The organism is Rickettsia sp. Tenjiku01, assembly GCF_001653015.1.
GTDB lineage: Bacteria > Pseudomonadota > Alphaproteobacteria > Rickettsiales > Rickettsiaceae > Rickettsia > Rickettsia rickettsii.
Map to the genome: position 1 here is coordinate 1 of NZ_BCMR01000022.1, position 20,011 is coordinate 20,011.

The following is a 20,011-nucleotide window of genomic DNA, read 5'->3' on the forward strand; positions in this document are numbered from 1 at the left end:
TATTATTTCATGAGATTGCTACGCAGCCTACGGCCGTTCGCAATGACGACTCTGGTATCCACACAAGCATATCATTAAAATCCCTGAAGATCATTCGGACCGATAATTGCCGACGTAGTAGTACCACTAAATATTTTATTTGCCGTATTAATAATATCATCAGCTTTTATACTCATGATAATTTCCATAATCTCTTCAGGAGAAATATATTCACCGAAAACAGAATAATTTTTACCTATTTCTTCTGACTTATAGGTATTTTTCTCTTGAGCCATTTGTAAATTACTACGTAGTTGTGTTTGAGCTCTAAGAATCTCTTCTGTGCTTACTTGTTCAGTCATTTTTATTATTTCGTTTTTAATCTCTCTATATAATAATTCTAATTTATCATGTGCAGTGGATGCATAAATTGTAAACACTCCACTATCAAAATAAGCACTATTATAACTACCTACTGCATATGCTAAACCTAATTTCTCACGAATACTTTGAAATAAACGCGATGACATACCGCCACCGAATATTATAGAAAGTAGATGGGTTTGGTAAAGCTTTTCTAAATTAATATATGATGTACCTTCAAACCCTAGCACTAAACTAGTTTGCTCTAACTCCTTATTAATAAAGCCCTTTCCGCCTATATATTTTGCCGGAATAAAGCTACTTTTTACTCCTTGCTTCAAAGAAGAAAATAACTGTTCCGCTATAATTACTATTTTATCATGATCAATATTACCGGCAATTGATAAATAGAGATTGTCAGCATTATAATGTTTATCTATAAAATTAAAAAAATGTTCTTTCGTAAAAGTTGCAAGGGTTTTAGCAGTACCTAAGATTGACTTACCCAACGGTTGTTCTCTATAAACTTTATTATAAAATTTCTCATATACTAGGTCATCTGGATTATCCTGATGATGAGCAATTTCCTGCATGATCACCTGATATTCCTTAGCTATTTCCTCATCAGCAAAAATAGAATTTTGAATTATATCGGCAAGTATATTAAGTGCTTTATCACAATTTTCAGACAAGACTCGTGCATAATATACCGTATTCTCATGACCGGTATAGGCATTAAAATGTCCACCTATAGAGTCAAACGCTTCCGCTATCTGTTTTGCCGTTCTAGTTTTTGTACCTTTAAAAGCCATATGCTCAAGAAAGTGAGATATGCCATCCTCTTCTGCATTCTCATAACGTGCTCCAACTTTAGCAATTAAATTCATTGCTACCGAATTAACATAAGGCATATTATATGTTAAAATTGTCAAACCGTTTTTTAATTTACTAACATTAAAATTTTCTTTCATAATTTATCTTTTATTTTCTAAATAGTCATTGCGCGGAGATGCATAGCATCGACGTGGCAATCTCAGGAATTTTATATTACTTCATGAGATTGCCACGCTCCTTATAGTCGCTTGCAATGACGTTTTTTGATTTAAGCGATGACTCTCTTAACTTCGTAAGCCTTAGAAATCTTGCAAAAGCAAAAATTATTGAATCTACAAAACCGTCAAAACCAAATACAAAATAGCGTCTGATAAAAAACGCTTTAAAAAACCACCATATCATTTCTGTTGTTAAACGAAAATTTGAAAGCTTTTTTCCTTGCTTAACTAAATCTTTTGCTTGCTCGTTAGAATAAAAATTTGCTTTAGTGACCAACTGCTCAATTGAAGTACCCGAATAATGATAAGCAGCTTCATTTAATAGATAAATTTTACCTGCAAAATCAACATCTTTATTAAATATTACCGAATCATGAGTAGTACTATTTACGGTATTTGCAAAGCTTGCAAATTTTTTATTATACAACCGAGTACATTTATTAAATGGAGCAAACATTCGTGGCTTTTGGTCATTACGATGCATTATTAACAGCTTTATTTGATAAGCTAAATAACGATCTTGATTATGAGAGGCAAAAATATACTCTATTTCGTCTTGTAACTCTTTAGACAACTCCTCATCGGCATCAATATTAAGAACCCAATCATTTACGCAAAGGCTTTCGGCGAAAGATTTCTGTCCTACATAACCAAGCCACGGTTTTATTACTACCTTTGCTCCTAATTTTTCAGCTATTGCTACCGTATCATCAGTACTTTCACTATCGACTACTATCACCTCATCAGTAATATTTTTTACACTATTTATAGCTCGTGCTACCCTTGTGGATTCATTTTTGGTAATAATAAATGCTGAGATTTTTTCAGTTAATGACTTATTCATAATGCGTATACATTCTAAGAATTTTTACAACTTTTTCTTGTTTATAAACTTCATAAACCAACCTATGTTGAATATTAATTCTTCTTGAATAGCAACCGCTAAAGTCACCAACGAGCTTTTCATATGGAGGGTAAATTTTCCACGGATCAGTACTAACTATGTTTAATAAAACTTCTACTTTATTCTTTAAACCGGCTTGCACTATTTTCTTAGCATCGTTTTGTGCTTGTATAGTATAACGAATTATATACATTTATAAAAAATTACCAATTTAATTTATCGCTACACTTTGCTATAGGCTCTGCTCGTCCTTCAATTATAGACTTATGCATATTTGGAATAGATAATAAATATAAAGTTTCTTCCATATTACGATAATCTTCTTCTGAAATTATAACTACATTATTTCTTTTACCTTTAATATAAACAGGTTTGTGTACATCAGAAACATAATCTATAAGTTTATAAAGCTTACTTCTTGCTTCGCTTGTATTATATATTTCCATTATTTTTTCCTTATAGTTAGTGAGACTTAATATTAATAACGTACTATAAACAGTACGTTTTGTCAAGGTTATATTCCTACTATCACCCTAAACACCAGCTTAACTACATAAGTTAAAAGTAATGTGGATAATAATCCGCTAAGCCATAGGATAATAAACCATTGCCACCCTTTGAGACAAGAGGTTATTTTTTTAAATTTTTTAATATATCGGATGATGAGATGATTTGCCACGGAATATATAATAACAATAGAATGTGTAGCCAAGTATGACAGGTAGGAATATCCCAGCCCCTATCAACAGTAAAGACTGTGACTCCGATGCTGCTGCTGCAGTTTCAAGCGTAACTTTATAAGGAACGATATATGGCCATATGCTTATCGCGAGGCCTAAATATCCTAATAAAAATAACAAGATCGTATAAATAAACGGCTTTACTTCTTTTTTCTGCTTAACGGCTTTAATTAACTTGATAAATATTAAAGCAGTTACAATAGGTACAATAGATAAATAGTAAATATTAGGTACACTAAACCAACGATGATTTATGTGGTTATTTAAGAAAGGAACCCATAAGCTTACAAGCCCCATAAAAAGTGCAACGTAAAATAAAATATATAAAGCAGATTTATAAGCCCAATCTTGTGTTGTCTTTTCTGTTTTCAGAATAAGCCAAGTAGCACCCAAGAGTGCATAACCGAATATTAATGCTATCCCCGTCATAATGGAAAAGGGAGTAAGAAAATCAAAGCTCCCTCCTGCAAATTCTCGTCCTTCTATCTCTATTCCTTGGACAAACGTACCAAGCATTAAACCTTGACAAAAAACAGTAAGCATAGAACCGAAATGAAAAGCGTAGTCCCAAATATAACGATGACCTATATGAGCCTTAAAACGGAATTCAAAAGCTACACCACGAAATATTAGACCGAGTAACATCAATATAATAGGAATATATAAAGCCGGCATTAATAGCGAATATCCCAACGGGAAAGCCGCAAATAAACCACCGCCGCCAAGTACTAACCAAGTTTCGTTACCGTCCCAAAAAGGAGCAATAGAATTGATCATTTTATGACGGCAATCATCGGTAGGTGCAAACGGAAATAAGATTCCTACTCCTAAATCAAAACCGTCTAATAAAACATATAAACAAATAGCGGTAGCTATAAGCCCACCCCAAACAAGCGGTAAATCTATATAAGGTGCAAAATTTAACATAAGCTTATTACTTCTCGAATAATGGGTTATTCAAACCACTCTCTCCGTACATTTCTTTATTATCTATCACTTCTATACCTTTCTTTATCAAATGCATTATATAATATATACCCGCTCCGAAAATGATCACATACACTACTATAAAAGCAATTAGAGAAATAAATACATATTTGCCGAGTACCGGTGATACCGTATCCACAGTTTTTAAAATATTATATACTATATAAGGTTGTCTACCTACCTCGGTTACGAACCAACCGGCAAGTACTGCAATAAAACCTGAAGGTGACATTAATATATACCAATATTGAAACCAATGCGTAGTATATAATCTTTTCTTCAAGTAAAGATATAACCCCACAATACCTATAAATACCATTAAGCAACCAATTCCTACCATAATACGAAAGCTAAAAAATACTACTGCAACCGGCGGACGCTCTTCTTGTGTCCATTCTTTTAATCCTTTCACTTCACCATCTAAACTATGCGTTAAGATTAAACTACTAGCATAAGGTATTTCTACAGCATATTTTGTTTTTTCTTCTTCCCCGTCAGGAAAGCCGATAAGATTAAAAGCTGCTCCTTTTTCTGTATTCCAAATACCTTCCATAGCCGAGACCTTGACCGGCTGATATTTAAGAGTATTTAAACCATGCAGATCACCAATAACTATTTGAATAGGTGCAACGATTAACGCCATTAACACCGCCATAAAAAGCATAATTTTAGCATGCTCTTTATAACGATTATTTAGTAAATAAAAGCTAGCTACACCACCAATAACAAAAGAAGTAGTTAAATACGCCGCCGTAATCATATGGAAAAAGCGATATGGGAAAGAAGGGTTAAAGATAATTTCTAGCCAATTTAAAGGATAAAAGAATCCTTCGCCTCGCAGTTCAAAACCAGCAGGCGTATGCATCCAGCTACTAGCTGCAAGTATCCAAAAAGCTGAGATTACAGTACCAACAGCAACTATTAACGTAGAAATAAAATGTACTTTTTTACTGACTTTATTAAAGCCGAATAACATTATACCTAAAAAAGAAGATTCGAGGAAAAAGGCAGTAAATACTTCAAAACCGAGAAGCGGACCAAGGACATTTCCAACCTTATCTGAAAAATTCGACCAGTTAGTACCAAATTGATAAGACATTACAACACCCGAAACTACTCCCATACCGAAAGTAACGGCAAAAATCTTCACCCAAAATTTGTATAGTTCTTGATAAACCGGCTTTTTTGTTTTCAACCATAACCCTTCAATTACCGCTAAAAAGCTTGCAAGCCCTATAGTAAAAGCAGGGAATATTATATGAAAACTTATGGTAAAAGCAAATTGAATCCTTGATAATAATCCTTGATCAAATTCCATATTTAAGCTGCTGTTTTAAGATAATAAGCTTTGTGACAATAACAATATACTCCCAGTGTAATAACATATACTTAATACGTGAGTACCACAGTACTTATAGGACGACGACGTAGCCAATTTTCAAATTAAACGAGTATACAGTATTTGATTTAATCATCCACCTTTGCTATTATTAAATTCTATCTGATTAGTTTTAACAAATTTTCCTTTTTCGGAGTTCCAATTATAATGAACATTTACTATTCTTACTTCTGTAACATTAATATCACCATTGGGCAATTGCGTTACATCATACCCTTTTCGGATAGAATCCGTAATTAATAAACTTGCTTGACAAATATATTTTACATCAAAGAACGGAGAATCGTCTTCCTTAGACTTTTCTTGTTCTTCTAAAAAATTATTAGATAATTCTTTTTCTTGCATTTCTAATGATGTTGAAGTTATTGTCTGAATTTTGTAGCATTATTTAAGGTAAGAAGCAAGGCTTGTTTATTATTTTTCCACAGATTTAATATTTTTAGGTAAATTTTAAAATAATTAAATTAAAATATGCTCCAAAATAACACGAATTAATATATTATTTTAAAATCGAGGTACATTATCGTGATAAAATACCCTACTTTATCTAAATCAACATTTAGCTTAAGTATTTATTTTTTAAAATTCGATAAAGTTAAAATGACTTTATTGACTGTAATTTGTATTTTACTCGGTATGATTCCGGCGATTGATAGTATATTACTTCAGAAAATCATTGATTTAATAGAATCTTTCAGCGATAAGAACGCTAATAATCTTTTATCTTCCATGATTTACTGGGCAGTATTTTATGCTCTTTGGTGGGAGAGTATTAATATAGCATATCGTTCATATGATTATTTGTATCTCAAGACTATGCCCGTAATAAAAGGGAAAATACTAAATGAACTTTATAATTATACCCAATATCATAGCCATAAATTCTTTCAGGATAATCTAGCAGGACATATTAGCAATCGTATTACCGAAACGGCAAGATCGTTTGAGATGATTATTTCAATATTGGGTGAAAAAATTCTTCGTAAACTCGCTATTATTGTATTTGCATTCATTGCTTTATATTCGGTACATTACGTTTTTGCTACGATATTTATTTTATGGATTACGGTTTTTTTAGGACTTAGTGTTCTTTTCTCTGATAAAATCAATAAATACTCATTAAATTATGCTAGAAGCCAATCTTTTGTTGCCGGTAGTATCGTAGATGCAATTAGCAACATTAATGCGGTTAGAATGTTTACAGCCCATAAATTTGAACGTCAACATCTCGAAACAAGAGTAGAAAATGCCGTAGCCGATGAGCAGACTATGCAATTCTTTATGTTCAAATTGCGTTATGCTCTTGGGACTTCTTGTTCAATAATGATTTTTATAATGATTTATTATTTATCTAAACTTCGTAGCGAATTATCTATAAGCATAGGTGATTGCGTATTAGTGCTAACATTATGTATAAATGTAGCAGACGATATTTGGGATTTAACGCAAGAAATCGGTGATATGTTCGAGCAGGTCGGGGCATTTAATCAAGGCTTATCTTTAATGGCACCACATATTATAACTGATATTGCAAACGCTACTCCATTAGATATCAAAGAAGGGGTTATTGAATTTAGAAATGTTACATTTAATTATCATCATAATAACAATCTATTTTATAATAAATCGGTATTAATACCGAGTAAACAAAAAGTAGGACTAGTTGGATTTTCAGGTTCAGGGAAAACCACTTTTATTAGTTTACTCACTAGGTTACATGATATAGAAGAAGGAATGATTTTAATAGATAATCAAAATATTAAAAACGTAACTCAAGATTCTTTAAGAAAAGCCATTAGCCTTATACCTCAAGAACCGGTGCTTTTTCATCGTACCATTTTGGACAATATCAGATACGGGCAAAAAGAAGCTACTCTTGAGGAGGTTATAGAAGCAGCAAAAGCTGCACATATTCATGATGTTATCGATAATCTACCGGACGGTTACGATACTATGTGCGGTGAACGGGGGAATAACTTATCAGGCGGTCAGCGTCAAAGAATTATCATAGCAAGAGCCATCTTAAAAAATGCTCCTATTTTAATTCTCGATGAAGCAACAAGTAGCTTAGATAGCGAGACGGAAAGCCTGATTCAAGAGTCAATGGATTATTTAATGCAAAATAAAACCGTGATAGTCATTGCCCACAGATTATCTACTTTACTCAATATGGATAGAATTTTAGTTTTTGAAAAGGGAAGTATAATCGATGACGGTAACCATTCAGAATTACTAAAAAATAGTAAGCTATATCAAAAATTATGGAACTCTCAAGTTAAAGGATTAATAGTGTGAGGAGGTATTACCCATGTTTTATGTCATTCCTGCTCTCGCAGGAATGACATAAAACCAGCCTCAACCTTTAAACTAAATCATTATGAGCAACTATTTCTCCTGTTACTTCAACTTAAAGTAGTCCGTGCTCTGTCATCGCTTTTATTGTACTCTCAGGTAATTCTATCTTATCTGTAGTGTTACTATCAATAATATCTTCAATTTTTAAAATGCATAAAAACTCTAAAGGCGGTATCAATTTAGCTATCTTTCCTACTAATTCTATTAATGGTTGTTTGATAGAATCATCCGAATTCAAACTCGCAGCTAAATCTTTCTTGTCAATAGCCTTAATTTTCTTGTAATCATTCTTACGCAATGTGGATTCAAGCGTTAAAAGAGCTTTCAGAGGTTCATAAATTGCTTCCTTGTCACGGACCATTTGACCGTCAGGATCGAGTATATCCGATTAGCACCAAAGCGAGCAATTTAGTTACCATGGCTATATTTAGGTATAGGAACGTACATATTTCTAAATAAGTCATATTGTCACCTGTTACATAATTAGGATCCGCACCATTTTCAATTAGAAATGCTGCCATATCACAATGTTGAGCTGTTAGGACAGTGTGAAAAACGGTCATACCGCTGTTGTGGTCAAGGATTATATTTGCACCTTTTGCAAGTAGAAGCCTTACTATCCCTTTCTGATTATTATGACACGCAAAATATAAAAAAGATTTAGCCTCACCTTCCAATGTATATACTTCTGTATTTGGATCAATATTTAAAGCGGTTAACATACTATACACTAAATCATAATCACCTTGACAAATTGCTTTATTGATAATTTCAGCAGTGTCAGGAGATCTTGCTATTTTATCTACAGTGCAGTATGCCATATTGTACACACTAGAAATATTTGTATTTGGATCTTCAATCAAAGCTTTGAATTCTTTGACAAAACTTTCTCTAAAAAATTCATATCTTTTTATTTTATATATATTATTAAATCCCATATTTTCTTCTATATCTTTACTACTTAATATCTCATGAAATTTATTTCTAATTATATCATCGATTATCAAGTATGTCCCTTAATGATTCAATTGATAGTATTTTGTATAGTACAGAAAAAAATCATTTTATCAACAAATGGTTGATTTATTAGTAAGCAATCAATAAACTAAAATATTATATTAAATATTATCATATGCTGTTATAATCACTTTTTTAGCCACTAATATTTAAACAATGAAACTATCTGATTTTGACTTTGATTTACCAAGCGAACTGATCGCACAATATCCATCTAGTGAACGTGATAACTCAGATTTACTAATTGCTGTTACGCCGCCTATTAAAACCAAATTCTACAACATAATAGATTACTTAAAAGAAGGGGACTTATTAGTCTTTAATAATAGTAAGGTAATAAAAGCAAAGTTAAATTTGGGGAAAAATATTACAATAAATTTGAATCAAAAATTATCAGATGATAGTTGGTCGGCTTTTGCTAAACCAGCTCGAAAGCTTCATGTAAATGATGAATTTTATTTTGATAATCATAAGGTAATTATTACCGAAAAACTTGCAATGGGTGAGATTAAAGTAAAATTTGAGCTTAATGATATTTCTGTATTCGAGTTCTTAAATAAATACGGTGAGATGCCGCTACCGGTTTATATTAGGCGTTCACACTCATTATGTCATCCCGTGGCTACGACCACGGGATCCAAAAAATATTTAAATAATGACTGGATACCGTGGTCAAACCACAGGATGACAAACACTCAAAACGACAACGACCGCTATCAAACTGTCTATAGCCAAATAGAAGGTTCAGTTGCAGCACCGACAGCAGGCTTGCATTTTACAAAGGATATACTTGATAAGCTTAAGGCAGAAGGCATACAAACTACATTTTTAACATTACATGTGGGAGCTGGAACTTTTTTACCTGTAAAAACCGAAAATATTCATGAACATAAAATGCATACCGAATATTGCTCTATTACTCCTGACACTGCTGAAATTATCAATAAAGCAAAGCAAGAAGGGAAACGTATTATCGCAGTCGGCACTACAACACTTAGAACACTTGAGAGTTCTTGCAATAACGGCATCGTAAAAGCAGGTAGCTTTAAAACCGATATTTTCATAACCCCAGGTTTTAAATTTCAAACAGCCGATATGCTACTTACTAATTTCCATTTTCCTAAATCTACTTTATTTATACTTATATGTGCTTTTGCCGGATTTAAAGAGATGCATGAATTATATAAATATGCTATAAAAGAAGCAATGCGTTTTTTTAGCTACGGCGATGCAACGCTTTTATGTAGGAAATGATAATCACAACCGTCATTGCGAGCAACTAAAAGGAGCGTGGCAATCTAGCAAAAATAACAAAAAATGCTAAAGGTTAGCATTTTGCACTGGATCCCGTGGTCAAACCACGGGATGACGGAGGTGAAATTGATCCACGCAACAAAGCCTTCCTGCTTTTAGCTAGGAACGACATTTTAGAAAAAACCTATAACAAACTAGATAAAAAATATTTTGGATGATTAAATCCTCTACTTCATTAATACGCGATTCAAAACAAACTGCTTTACGAGAAGAATTAAAACAGCTGGCAGCAGCACTTAATAAGCCTAAAAGTTTATTCAAATTCTTTAATCAAAACAACTTAGAAAGCGGAATTTATTTATACGGTCCGGTGGGCAGCGGTAAAACTATGCTCATGAATTCTTTTTGTGAAGAATTAACCACACCTAAAATAATAATACATTATCAGAACTTTATGCAGGAAATTCATAAATCTATGCATAAATTACAAACAGCAAATCAGAAAGATATCATCCCTAAAATTGCTAAAAACTATACTAAACAAACTAAAGTGTTATGTATAGATGAGTTTGAAATTAAAGATATTACTGATGCAATGATAATCGGTAGATTATTTAATGAATTAATAAAACAAAATATTTTTATTTTTATAACTTCTAACACGAGTCCCAATAATCTGTACAAAGACGGATTACAACGAGAATCTTTCTTACCTTTTATAAAGATAATCAATAATACATTTTATGTTAAATATCTAGATAATCAACATGATTATCGATTTGATAAAGCGTTAAGAGTTAAAGAGGCAAGGATAATTTATCCTTTAACTTTAGAAAACCAAAACAAACTTGAAAAAATTATCACGGATATTAGTGATAATAATCTTGCTCCTCAAAATATACAGGTTCTAGGTAGAGAAATATCCTTTCAAAAAGTGCATAAAAGAATATTAGTAACAGATTATAATGAATTATTTACAAGAGGCTTAAGCTATATCGATTATGTTAATATTTGCCAAAATTTCAACGTTATTATAGTGGGGAACGTTCATACTATCGATGCTAACGATACAAATACAGCCGTTAGATTTATCAACTTTATCGATAATGCCTATTTCTATAAAATACTCTTATTTATGAGCCTAGAAGATAACCCAAATAAAATATATCAAGGTTCAGCACGAGCCGCAGAATTTAAACGCACTATTTCAAGACTAAATGAAATGAATAGCGAATCTTATTTATTAAATAATGATTTTAAGAATTAACTTCAATTTTCGCTAAAAAAGCTCTTTAATTACTAATTAAAATTTATTTACAGATGACCTCTAAGAAACTTAATAAATTCATCAATATTGATCTTTATATAGTCTTCTAAATGCTCTTCTGTTGTCTGATGATTTACATAAAAAGGATAATAATCGCATGACATATAATTTGCCATTCTTTTATAAAAACTTCTAGAGGGAGTTGTACCGTGATCAATCTCTACTACTTTGCATTTTGGAGCCGCAAAAATAAAGTTAGCAAATCCTGATCCGTGCGATCCAACTATTATTTTTGCTTTATTAAAAAGCTGGGCCTGTTCATACAGGAAGGATAGCTCTAGATATATTACTTTCAAACCGGATCTCTCAATTTTTTCTATTAATTCCTCTTCATTAACTATTTTTCGGGTAGAAGCTATTTACGAGAAATATATATTTTATCGTATGCTTTACTATTATCTTTAATAAAAATATTTCTTAAATTTTTTGTTAACCATAAAGGCAAAGGTATACCTTTTACCGGAATAAACGGTACAGATGGAACAATTAGTCTAGTAGCTTGAATTATACAGTCACTATTTACTACAAAAAGCTTATCTTCCGGTATATTTAAATAATTTAATACTATTTCTAATGACTTAATTTGCCATGAATATTTTAAATTATTAATATAGATACGATCATATTCAAGAGCTGATTCTTTTAATATAATTAATCTAGGCAAAATTTGTAGCAGCCAATGATACCAATTGTCAGAACCAGAAGATAAAATTACTGCTAATTTTCCATTAAAATATAAAGGATTTTCAGTATTAATATCTCATTTTTTTAATAAACGATGTTGATCACCTAAGCTTGTTTGAGTATCCTGTAGAATATAATCTTCTTGAGTTAAAATTCCACCTTCATTAATTACTGTGACGTTTGGTAACTCTAAAATAAATTGACCAGTATTTTTTTCTTTAAATAGCTTTTTAATTTCTATGTTAGATTTTAGCGATCCTATGGAAATAAATTGATGTTTATTCTTTAATGCGTAAGCATTACTAATATAGAACAAGGTAAAAATTATGAATATAAAATATTCTCATAAAGAGAAAGAAAGATAATTAAAAATTTGCATTGCAAGCTTGGCAGTGACTTACTCTCCCATGCCTTATGACATAGTACCATTAGCGCTATGAGGTTTCACATTCGAGTTCGGGATGGGATCGTGTGTTTCACTCATGCTATAACCACCAAGCTAGCAATACAAACTTTTAAAAAGATAGATTTGTATTATAGTTTGCTGTTAATGTTGTTACACGACTCAAAAAAAATTCTCAACATCATATCTTAACTTTTACTACGATACTCAGCAAAATAATTTCCGCTAGATATCGTGGCAGGGCTACAGCATAACATTAGTTATGCAATAACATTTTTATTAGTTGATAAAGCTATTTAACCTGATAACTTTGTGAGTAGATACTACACTCTTATAGCATTAACACTATATGCATATGTAATCTCATAGCAAAGTAAATCAATCGAGCTATTAGTATCGGTTAGCTACACACATTACTGTGCTTCCACACCCGACCTATCAACGTGGTGGTCTTCCACGGCTCTAATGGGGAAGTCTAGTTTTGAGGTGGGTTTCCTGCTTAGATGCATTCAGCAGTTATCCCTTCCGTACTTAGCTACCCAGCTGTGCCGTTGGCACGACAACTGGTCCACCAGGGGTACGTCCACCTCGGTCCTCTCGTACTAAAGGCAGATCCTCTCAAACTTCCTACACCCACGGCAGATAGGGACCGAACTGTCTCACGACGTTCTAAACCCAGCTCACGTACCACTTTAATCGGCGAACAGCCGAACCCTTGGGACCTTCTCCAGCCCCAGGATGTGATGAGCCGACATCGAGGTGCCAAACGATTTCGTCGCTATGGACGCTTGGAAATCATCAGCCTGTTATCCCCGGAGTACCTTTTATTCGTTGAGCGATGGCCCTTCCACTCGGGACCACCGGATCACTATGACCGACTTTCGTCTCTGCTCGTCTTGTCAGACTCGCAGTCAGGCTAGCTTATGCCATTGCACTCTAAAAGTTGATTTCCGACCAACCTGAGCTAACCATCGCGCGCCTCCGTTACTCTTTGGGAGGCGACCGCCCCAGTCAAACTACCCACCATGCATTGTCTCGGATCCTGATTCAAGGATCTCGGTTAGATGTCAAGCACCAAAAGGGTGGTATCTCAAGGGTGACTCCACAAAGGCTGACGCCTTCGCTTCGTAGTCTCCCACCTATCCTGCACATCTGATTCCTAACACCAGTGCAAAGCTATAGTAAAGGTTCACGGGGTCTTTCCGTCTGACCGCGGGAACTCCGCATCTTCACGGAGAATTCAATTTCGCTGAGTCGATACTGGAGACAGTGGGGAAATCGTTACGCCATTCGTGCGGGTCGGAACTTACCCGACAAGGAATTTCGCTACCTTAGGACCGTCATAGTTACGGCCGCCGTTCACTGGGACTTCAATTCAGAGCTTGCACCCCTCCTTTTAATCTTCCAGCACTGGGCAGGCGTCAGACCCTATACATCGTCTATTGACTTTGCAGAGCCCTGTGTTTTTAATAAACAGTCGCTACCCCCTAGCTTGTGCCACCTGCACATGGTTGCCCATATACAGGTCATCTTTCTTCCGAAGTTACAGATGCAATTTGCCTAGTTCCTTCAGCATCGTTCTCTCAAGCGCCTTGGTATACTCTACCTGTCCACCTGTGTCGGTTTCGGGTACGGTCTATAATGAAGGTGTTATTTCCTGGAAAATATTCACCGCACAATCAATCCAATAAGACTGTACAATTTACTATTTTCGTCACATCCTTCAGGTTCAGGAATATTAACCTGATTCCCATCGATTACGCCTTTCAGCCTCATCTTAGGGGCCGACTAACCTTGCGCAGATTAACTTTACGCAAGAACCCTTGGACTTTCGGCGAGAATGTTTCTCACATTCTTTATCGCTACTTATGTCAGCATTCTCACTTCCGATACCTCCAGCAAACCTTACGGTTCACCTTCGCAGGCTTACGGAACGCTCCGCTACCATTTATGCCAAATGCATAAACCCGCATCTTCGGTACATGACTTGAGCCCCGTTACATTGTTGGCGCAAGAAAACTTATTTAGACTAGTGAGCTATTACGCTTTCTTTAAATGATGGCTGCTTCTAAGCCAACATCCTAGTTGTTTTGGTCTTCTCACATCCTTTAACACTTAGTCATGATTTAGGGACCTTAGATGGCGGTCTGGGCTTTTTCCCTCTCGACTATGGACCTTAGCACCCATAGTCTGTCTGCTATGCTGTACTCATCGACATTCGGAGTTTGATTGAGTTTGGTAAGTCTGTGGGACCCCCTAGCTCATTCAGTGCTCTACCTTCGATGGTAATCGCTATAACGCTCTACCTAAATAGATTTCGCGGAGAACCAGCTATATCCGAGTTTGATTGGCCTTTCACCCCTAACCACAGCTCATCCCCTACTTTTTCAACAGTAGTGGGTTCGGTCCTTCAGTGGATTTTACTCCGCTTTCAACCTGGCCATGGCTAGATCACCCGGTTTCGGGTCTAATTCATCTAACTAAACGCCCTATTCAGACTCGCTTTCGCTACGCCTACACCTAACGGCTTAAGCTTGCTAGATAAACTAAGTCGCTGACCCATTATACAAAAGGTACGCCGTCACAAGACATATAAATACGCTTGCTCCGACTGCTTGTAAGCATTTGGTTTCAGGTACTATTTCACTCCCCTTGTCGGGGTACTTTTCACCTTTCCCTCACGGTACTTGTTCACTATCGGTCACTAGAGAGTACTTAGGCTTAGAGGGTGGTCCCCCTATGTTCAAACAGGATTTCACGTGTCCCGCCTTACTCAAGGACTTCAAGCTTTTTACCTATACGGGACTATCACCCTCTATGGTCAACCTTTCCATGTTGTTTTAGTTATTTTTTTGAAGCCACTGGCCTGGTCCGCGTTCGCTCGTCACTACTAACGGAGTCTCGGTTGATGTCCTTTCCTCCAGCTATTTAGATATTTCAGTTCGCTGGGTTTGCCTCATATAGCTATGTATTCACTATACAATACCTAATAAATTAGGTAGGTTTCCCTATTCGGAAATCTTCGGATCAAAGTTTATTCGCAACTCCCCGAAGCTTATCGCAGCGTATTACGTCCTTCATCGCCTTCTAGTGCCAAGGCATCCACCAAATGCTCTTATTATATTTACTTATGCTTTTAACTTGAGATTACACAATGCATACAGAATTAATTTCACAATTATTGTCAGCATCTACTCACGATATAAATTTTTATTATCGCGGTGTATTTAGTTTTTAGCTTTATCAACTTTTTAAACAGCTACAAAGTTTTACGTTTCAAACTTTGTGTGATGATTTTATATCTATATTTTTAAAGCTTGTCAAACACTAATTTCAAATAATTTGAATTTTATTTCTTATGAGAGGGCTTAAAGTTATTTAAACCTCTTTTTAAAGTAGGCTTTGTCGACTTTTTGTTTAGATTGGTGGTCCCTAATTTTGTATCTACCTTACCGCCTAAATCTTCAAACAAAAATCTACCTTTTTGTAAAATATGATTTACTGCTGTCATTTCTCCTTCTCTGTTTATCAAACCGCTTTGAGTTTTAACCCATAATAATTTACCGTCTTTTCTAAAGACTGGATTTTCATCAATTGCAAAATCTTTAGTTATACTTAAATTACCGTTCTTATCAAATTTACCTAAAATATTTTTCAATCAGCAAATACGGCATGAGCGTATAATTTTGAAATTTCTTTTATTTACTTTGGAGCGTTTATATGTTCGCCGGCTTTGTTAATAAAGCCGCTAATTTCATATTGAGATGTTTTACCATGTGGAGTTTTTTGCACAAGAAATTGAGTTTCCGTAAGTAGATTAGTTTGATCCTCTACTTCATCATCTACTATATTAATTACTTTCCTTTTTAAAGAATAAATATCACTATTCTTTTCAAGCTTTGAGGTAAACTCCTTAACGTCTCAATTATCATTAAACCTAACTGCTTGTTTATCTTTACCCATCATAATGATACTCTTATTTTAATACTGTATCTTTTAAAATATTTGTACCACGTAAAAATTCTTCTATATTCAAAGCTTTTTTACTCTCTTGCTGAAGTTTTTTCACTCGCAATATACCGCTTCCACAAGCTATTTCCAGCTTATCGCTAATAACGGTACCGGCAGTAAAGTGATGATCCGCATTTAAATATTCTGCTTCAAGGATTTTAATTATTTTATCATTATAACTAAAATATGCTCCGGGCCAAGGATTCATGCCTCTTATTTTACAATCTATTTTATATGCGGATTCATGCCAATTAATTTTTCCTTCTTCTTTAGTTAATTTATGAGCATACGTAACGCCTTCACTTGGCTGTGTTATTGGTACTATATTATCGATATTTGCAAGTGTTTTAATTAATAACTCCGCTCCGAGATTTGCACATTTGTTATGCAGTTCTTCCAATGTTGTTCTTTCTTCTAAATCAAAATCTTCTTTCATCAATATATCACCTGTATCAAGCCCTGTATCCATACGCATAATACATACACTACTTTTCCGGTCACCCTCTATAATAGTACGCTGCAGAGGAGCCGCTCCTCTGTGACGAGGCAAATCGGATGGATGGATATTAAGACAGCCGTATTTCTTAGCTTCTAATATAGCTTTCGGCACAATAAAACCATAGGCAATAACAACTATAATATCAGCATTAACTTTATTAATTAGATTTATTATTTCATCATTACGAAGAGTAGAAGGAGTATAAACAGGAATTTGATGCTCAAATGCTAATTGATGTATTGGAGATTTAGCTAAGTTAAGTCCTCTGCCCTTAGCTTTAGGTTGCTGTGTAAAAACAGCTTTAACTTCGTGATGAGTTATAAGTTTTTTAAGAGCGGGAACAGCGAATTCAGGCGTTCCCATAAAGATTACTTTCACACTATATTATTTTTGAGTTTCTTAAGCTTACGAAGTACTACATCTCGTTTTAAATTACTTAAATAATCAATCATAAGCTTACCTTCTAAATGATCATACTCATGCTGGATAACTCTTGCAAGCCAATCATTTGCTTTAAGCTCTTGCGATTTACCATGATAGTCTAAATACCTAATCTTTATAGATTCCGATCTTGCCACCTCAATACGTTGCTCCGGTAATGAGATACAACCTTCGTTAGCCGTAACTAGCTCTTCTGCTTTTTCTATTATTTCAGGATTCACTATAAAAAGCGGATAAAAATCTTTTGGTCTTGCTACCGAATCATGATCTTGTATATCAATTACTAAAATACGTTTCAATACCCCTACTTGTACTGCTGCAAGCCCTGCACCGTCTTCATGGTACATAGTTTTAAGCATATCATCCATAAATTTTCGTGTTTGATCGGTAAACTCTAAAACCGGCTGAGATTTCTGCTTTAATCTTTCATCAGGTGCCGTTACTATCGGTAATATTGACATAATTAAATCTTAATATTTAATTTTAATATACTATAAAATCACCAAAATGTAAAGAAAGCAAACCTGCCTAATTCCGGCAATAGTTGCATAATAAACTCACCTATTTGCAATAATTTGTCGAATTAATAATATTTAGTAAAAAATAATAGCAAATATCAGATAACATGTTAATAAATAAGGCTTGCATAAAATTAAGGAGGAATAATAATGCATTGGGGTGATATTGAAGAAATTGCCGAACAACTCGAAGAACATTGTAGCGATCAGTATAATGAAAAAAAAATTTCATTATTAAAGCTAGAGAAACTGATTAGAGATTTAAAGGACTTTGAAGATGGAGAAAAAAAAGCCGAAGAAGTTACATTAGAAGAAATTTTAGACAAATGGGAAGAATTACGTGAAGAAATTAGAGAAATCGATTAAGTAGCTTTTGAGTTATTTTCAGACATTTATAAATTAACTTTATAAAAATACATTATAATCAATAAAAATATAGCAACTGCCTGAAAAAAAACCCTTAAAGTCATTAACTTTGAACTAAATTTCTTATCAAACTTTCCTTCGATAGCCATCGATACTACCCCTATAATAAGAACCGCAACGGTTAAACCAATCGCAATTAATAACCACATCATAATTTATTACCAATATATCACTTTCCACACAAAGATTATATACTTTTTCTCTTTTAAATCAATTATATAATATTTGAGATTTGATTAAAAAATTCACTAATTCTTCATAAAAAATAATAATTTCAGGAACACAAATATCTAATTTATCAAATTACTTTAAAAGCAAAAGAGATCTTAGGCTCTTGCATTCTTATTAATTTTTGCTCAAAAATATCTAAAAATACAAATAATTTAATTTTCTGCATGCAAGAACCTAGAGTATTTTGAGAAACCTCGTCCTATTGCTTAAATATTTATTAATGCTCACGGTGGAACATGACTTGCTCTGTGCAAATTTGCTTAAATTAAGCTTTCTGAGTTACACTATATATATTATCTATCAGTTTAACAAAAGCACCATTTCCTAAAACATTAGCACAAGTGATCACAGGATCAAATAAGATATAAAGAGCTGTAATTCAGAGACATCATATTAGTATTAAAACCTAGATATTGTTCAAGTATAGGGAGCATTACAATAATTCTACCACCTGGTATAGCTGCTACTGAAAATTTTGCCAATACAAAATAAAAAGTAAAATAATTAAACAAAGTAGGTGCAGCTAATCCATAACTTTTTAGTATAGCATAAGCCAAAATCGATATGGCAAAACAATCGCCAACAAGATAAATATTGACTGTTATTGGTCAACGGTACAAGCGAGTGTTTTATTATTTGTATTATTTTCCGCTCCTATTATACTAAGTGGCATACTTATAACACTAGACATTGCACTTATAGACGCTGGCATCATATTACTAAGGCTAGCTATCATTCCTTAACTCAACAGTTACTTAAAATAAGCAAGAAAGATATAACCAAACTGAGCAAATACGATCATCACAAAAATGAACATATAATCTTTAATAATTATATCTAATACTTCTGTAGTTTTACGATAAAGCCCATTATAAATAAGGGTATTATATAGATCAACAATCGCAATATTTTTGCAACAAATGCTTCTAGCTTACAAGCCAATCCAATTGCAACTTCAGCACACAATTTTGAGGAAATAAAGCCTAAGATAATACTACTAAATACGATTTTATCATTAGAAATAATATTAGGAAAATTAAGCAACCATAAAGGCTTTAAGCTATCATTTTCTATAGGAGAGATCATTGATAAAGCGAATTGATATATGTATATACCTACATAATGACTTATGAAGGTAGAACAAACATTAGACCCACATACTAGAGTAATAATATTAAGAAAACTATACGTGTTGCATCTTTGGCTAGCATTACAACAGATTTAAAAAGTAAACCAAAAATAATTAAAGGCAGAAATAATCCAATTATAGAAATAGATAGACTTATTGAATACAATAACCTTTGTACTGCTAAACTCATTAGTGGGTTTAACAATATGATAGCTATGATAATAGCCATTAAAATAAGTGGCATTTTACGCAACATAAAACTTACCTAATAATTAGTTAATTTAAATAGATG

Annotated in this window: 21 protein-coding genes, 2 rRNA genes and 5 pseudogenes; 5 read left to right on the forward strand and 23 right to left on the reverse strand. The window is 33.7% G+C overall.

The genetic code is table 11. The annotated features are described in order from the left end of the window. Positions 1-74: 74 nt before the first annotated feature. The 7 genes from TENJIKU01_RS05810 to TENJIKU01_RS05840 all read right to left on the reverse strand — a co-directional run bounded on the left by TENJIKU01_RS05810 (position 75) and on the right by TENJIKU01_RS05840 (position 5,769). Positions 75-1,313 carry a M16 family metallopeptidase gene (locus TENJIKU01_RS05810; RefSeq protein ID WP_064429560.1) on the reverse strand — a complete coding sequence of 413 codons (1,239 nt, stop codon included), beginning with the start codon at positions 1,311-1,313 and terminating at the stop codon, positions 75-77. A gap of 76 nt (positions 1,314-1,389) precedes the next feature. Next, a complete protein-coding gene (locus TENJIKU01_RS05815) occupies positions 1,390-2,238 on the reverse strand; it encodes a glycosyltransferase family 2 protein (RefSeq protein ID WP_064429561.1) in 849 nt (282 codons plus the stop codon). Next, a complete protein-coding gene (locus TENJIKU01_RS05820; RefSeq protein ID WP_064429562.1) occupies positions 2,231-2,491 on the reverse strand; it encodes a Txe/YoeB family addiction module toxin in 261 nt (86 codons plus the stop codon). Before TENJIKU01_RS05820 ends, TENJIKU01_RS05815 begins: the two co-directional genes overlap by 8 nt. Before the next feature lie 10 nt (positions 2,492-2,501). Continuing rightward, the gene (locus TENJIKU01_RS05825) at positions 2,502-2,744 is read right to left on the reverse strand and encodes a type II toxin-antitoxin system Phd/YefM family antitoxin (protein ID WP_004996433.1); all 243 of its coding nucleotides are present in this window, start codon (positions 2,742-2,744) and stop codon (positions 2,502-2,504) included. A gap of 201 nt (positions 2,745-2,945) precedes the next feature. Further along, positions 2,946-3,965: a cytochrome d ubiquinol oxidase subunit II gene (gene cydB, locus TENJIKU01_RS05830; RefSeq protein ID WP_064429563.1), complete on the reverse strand. Its 1,020-nt coding sequence runs from the start codon at positions 3,963-3,965 to the stop codon at positions 2,946-2,948. Positions 3,966-3,972: 7 nt separating this feature from the next. Continuing rightward, the gene (locus TENJIKU01_RS05835; RefSeq protein ID WP_064429564.1) at positions 3,973-5,343 is read right to left on the reverse strand and encodes a cytochrome ubiquinol oxidase subunit I; all 1,371 of its coding nucleotides are present in this window, start codon (positions 5,341-5,343) and stop codon (positions 3,973-3,975) included. Positions 5,344-5,496: 153 nt separating this feature from the next. Beyond that, positions 5,497-5,769: a DUF2671 domain-containing protein gene (locus tag TENJIKU01_RS05840; RefSeq protein WP_010976947.1), complete on the reverse strand. Its 273-nt coding sequence runs from the start codon at positions 5,767-5,769 to the stop codon at positions 5,497-5,499. Positions 5,770-5,949: 180 nt separating this feature from the next. Between TENJIKU01_RS05840 and TENJIKU01_RS05845 the strand changes: the two genes are divergently transcribed. Continuing rightward, the gene (locus tag TENJIKU01_RS05845; protein ID WP_064429565.1) at positions 5,950-7,719 is read left to right on the forward strand and encodes an ABC transporter ATP-binding protein; all 1,770 of its coding nucleotides are present in this window, start codon (positions 5,950-5,952) and stop codon (positions 7,717-7,719) included. A gap of 112 nt (positions 7,720-7,831) precedes the next feature. On the opposite strand, the gene TENJIKU01_RS09910 is transcribed toward TENJIKU01_RS05845, so the two are convergent. The 3 genes and pseudogenes from TENJIKU01_RS09910 to TENJIKU01_RS05855 all read right to left on the reverse strand — a co-directional run. After that, on the reverse strand, positions 7,832-8,140 hold the full coding sequence (locus tag TENJIKU01_RS09910; RefSeq protein ID WP_064429566.1) for a hypothetical protein: 309 nt from the start codon (positions 8,138-8,140) through the stop codon (positions 7,832-7,834). Positions 8,141-8,147: 7 nt separating this feature from the next. Next, positions 8,148-8,342, reverse strand: a complete 195-nt coding sequence (locus tag TENJIKU01_RS10795) for a hypothetical protein (protein WP_371440170.1) — start codon at positions 8,340-8,342, stop codon at positions 8,148-8,150. Next, positions 8,319-8,786 (reverse strand): annotated as a pseudogene (locus TENJIKU01_RS05855) (ankyrin repeat domain-containing protein); the annotation flags it as partial. The pseudogene TENJIKU01_RS05855 and the gene TENJIKU01_RS10795, both read right to left, overlap by 24 nt. Positions 8,787-8,952: 166 nt before the next feature. Here TENJIKU01_RS05855 and queA point away from each other — a divergent pair. Both queA and zapE read left to right on the forward strand, forming a co-directional pair. Beyond that, positions 8,953-10,050 carry a tRNA preQ1(34) S-adenosylmethionine ribosyltransferase-isomerase QueA gene (queA, locus tag TENJIKU01_RS05860; protein WP_064429568.1) on the forward strand — a complete coding sequence of 366 codons (1,098 nt, stop codon included), beginning with the start codon at positions 8,953-8,955 and terminating at the stop codon, positions 10,048-10,050. Positions 10,051-10,264: 214 nt separating this feature from the next. Further along, entirely contained in the window at positions 10,265-11,317 is a 1,053-nt protein-coding gene (gene zapE / locus TENJIKU01_RS05865) for a cell division protein ZapE (protein WP_029374960.1), read from the forward strand. Between the two features lie 47 nt (positions 11,318-11,364). Here the strand turns inward: zapE and TENJIKU01_RS09915 are convergent, their stop codons facing one another. From TENJIKU01_RS09915 to def, 8 genes and pseudogenes are all read right to left on the reverse strand, one after another. Next, entirely contained in the window at positions 11,365-11,673 is a 309-nt protein-coding gene (locus TENJIKU01_RS09915) for a glycosyltransferase 61 family protein (protein ID WP_255374220.1), read from the reverse strand. Between the two features lie 59 nt (positions 11,674-11,732). Further along, positions 11,733-12,041 (reverse strand): hypothetical protein, encoded by a 309-nt coding sequence (locus TENJIKU01_RS09920; protein WP_227780052.1) that lies wholly within the window; start codon positions 12,039-12,041, stop codon positions 11,733-11,735. Positions 12,042-12,137: 96 nt separating this feature from the next. After that, entirely contained in the window at positions 12,138-12,377 is a 240-nt protein-coding gene (locus tag TENJIKU01_RS09925; RefSeq protein ID WP_227780054.1) for a hypothetical protein, read from the reverse strand. A gap of 68 nt (positions 12,378-12,445) precedes the next feature. Beyond that, a 5S ribosomal RNA gene (rrf, locus tag TENJIKU01_RS05880) occupies positions 12,446-12,560 on the reverse strand. Positions 12,561-12,833: 273 nt separating this feature from the next. Next, positions 12,834-15,594 (reverse strand): 23S ribosomal RNA (locus TENJIKU01_RS05885). Between the two features lie 219 nt (positions 15,595-15,813). Then, positions 15,814-16,256 (reverse strand): annotated as a pseudogene (locus tag TENJIKU01_RS05890) (hypothetical protein). A 184-nt stretch (positions 16,257-16,440) separates the two neighbouring features. Beyond that, entirely contained in the window at positions 16,441-17,352 is a 912-nt protein-coding gene (gene fmt, locus TENJIKU01_RS05895) for a methionyl-tRNA formyltransferase (RefSeq protein WP_064429569.1), read from the reverse strand. Beyond that, entirely contained in the window at positions 17,349-17,876 is a 528-nt protein-coding gene (gene def / locus TENJIKU01_RS05900) for a peptide deformylase (RefSeq protein ID WP_064429570.1), read from the reverse strand. The genes fmt and def overlap by 4 nt, the downstream gene beginning before the upstream one ends. 207 nt (positions 17,877-18,083) lie before the next feature. On the opposite strand from def, the gene iscX reads away from it, so the two are divergent. Further along, entirely contained in the window at positions 18,084-18,299 is a 216-nt protein-coding gene (iscX, locus tag TENJIKU01_RS05905) for a Fe-S cluster assembly protein IscX (RefSeq protein WP_064429571.1), read from the forward strand. 26 nt (positions 18,300-18,325) lie between these two features. Here the strand turns inward: iscX and TENJIKU01_RS05910 are convergent, their stop codons facing one another. The 5 genes and pseudogenes from TENJIKU01_RS05910 to TENJIKU01_RS07905 all read right to left on the reverse strand — a co-directional run bounded on the left by TENJIKU01_RS05910 (position 18,326) and on the right by TENJIKU01_RS07905 (position 19,676). After that, on the reverse strand, positions 18,326-18,511 hold the full coding sequence (locus tag TENJIKU01_RS05910; protein WP_010976936.1) for a twin transmembrane helix small protein: 186 nt from the start codon (positions 18,509-18,511) through the stop codon (positions 18,326-18,328). 124 nt (positions 18,512-18,635) lie between these two features. Continuing rightward, positions 18,636-18,756 (reverse strand): annotated as a pseudogene (locus TENJIKU01_RS09930) (peptide deformylase); the annotation flags it as partial. 99 nt (positions 18,757-18,855) lie between these two features. Then, a pseudogene (locus TENJIKU01_RS10800) lies at positions 18,856-19,147 on the reverse strand (cation:dicarboxylate symporter family transporter). Positions 19,148-19,191: 44 nt separating this feature from the next. Continuing rightward, complete coding sequence (locus tag TENJIKU01_RS07900) at positions 19,192-19,326, reverse strand: transporter (RefSeq protein ID WP_227780056.1); 135 nt, start codon at positions 19,324-19,326, stop codon at positions 19,192-19,194. A 101-nt stretch (positions 19,327-19,427) separates the two neighbouring features. Further along, positions 19,428-19,676, reverse strand: coding sequence for a transporter (locus TENJIKU01_RS07905; protein WP_227780058.1), 249 nt, complete (start codon positions 19,674-19,676; stop codon positions 19,428-19,430). 43 nt (positions 19,677-19,719) lie between these two features. On the opposite strand from TENJIKU01_RS07905, the pseudogene TENJIKU01_RS09935 reads away from it, so the two are divergent. Continuing rightward, positions 19,720-19,988, forward strand: a pseudogene (locus TENJIKU01_RS09935) (hypothetical protein). The last annotated feature ends 23 nt before the right edge of the window (positions 19,989-20,011 follow it).

Excerpts from the sequence above, each read along its gene's own strand:
- TENJIKU01_RS05810 (WP_064429560.1), bottom strand. The coding sequence starts at position 1,313 with ATGAAAGAAAATTTTAATGTTAGTAAATTAAAAAACGGTTTGACAATT.
- TENJIKU01_RS05815 (WP_064429561.1), bottom strand. The coding sequence starts at position 2,238 with ATGAATAAGTCATTAACTGAAAAAATCTCAGCATTTATTATTACCAAA.
- TENJIKU01_RS05820 (WP_064429562.1), bottom strand. The coding sequence starts at position 2,491 with ATGTATATAATTCGTTATACTATACAAGCACAAAACGATGCTAAGAAA.
- TENJIKU01_RS05825 (WP_004996433.1), bottom strand. The coding sequence starts at position 2,744 with ATGGAAATATATAATACAAGCGAAGCAAGAAGTAAGCTTTATAAACTT.
- cydB (WP_064429563.1), bottom strand. The coding sequence starts at position 3,965 with ATGTTAAATTTTGCACCTTATATAGATTTACCGCTTGTTTGGGGTGGG.
- TENJIKU01_RS05835 (WP_064429564.1), bottom strand. The coding sequence starts at position 5,343 with ATGGAATTTGATCAAGGATTATTATCAAGGATTCAATTTGCTTTTACC.
- TENJIKU01_RS05840 (WP_010976947.1), bottom strand. The coding sequence starts at position 5,769 with ATGCAAGAAAAAGAATTATCTAATAATTTTTTAGAAGAACAAGAAAAG.
- TENJIKU01_RS09910 (WP_064429566.1), bottom strand. The coding sequence starts at position 8,140 with ATGGTCCGTGACAAGGAAGCAATTTATGAACCTCTGAAAGCTCTTTTA.
- TENJIKU01_RS10795 (WP_371440170.1), bottom strand. The coding sequence starts at position 8,342 with ATGACCGTTTTTCACACTGTCCTAACAGCTCAACATTGTGATATGGCA.
- queA (WP_064429568.1), top strand. The coding sequence starts at position 8,953 with ATGAAACTATCTGATTTTGACTTTGATTTACCAAGCGAACTGATCGCA.
- zapE (WP_029374960.1), top strand. The coding sequence starts at position 10,265 with ATGATTAAATCCTCTACTTCATTAATACGCGATTCAAAACAAACTGCT.
- def (WP_064429570.1), bottom strand. The coding sequence starts at position 17,876 with ATGTCAATATTACCGATAGTAACGGCACCTGATGAAAGATTAAAGCAG.
- iscX (WP_064429571.1), top strand. The coding sequence starts at position 18,084 with ATGCATTGGGGTGATATTGAAGAAATTGCCGAACAACTCGAAGAACAT.
- TENJIKU01_RS05910 (WP_010976936.1), bottom strand. The coding sequence starts at position 18,511 with ATGATGTGGTTATTAATTGCGATTGGTTTAACCGTTGCGGTTCTTATT.
- TENJIKU01_RS07900 (WP_227780056.1), bottom strand. The coding sequence starts at position 19,326 with ATGATAGCTAGCCTTAGTAATATGATGCCAGCGTCTATAAGTGCAATG.
- TENJIKU01_RS07905 (WP_227780058.1), bottom strand. The coding sequence starts at position 19,676 with ATGATCTCTCCTATAGAAAATGATAGCTTAAAGCCTTTATGGTTGCTT.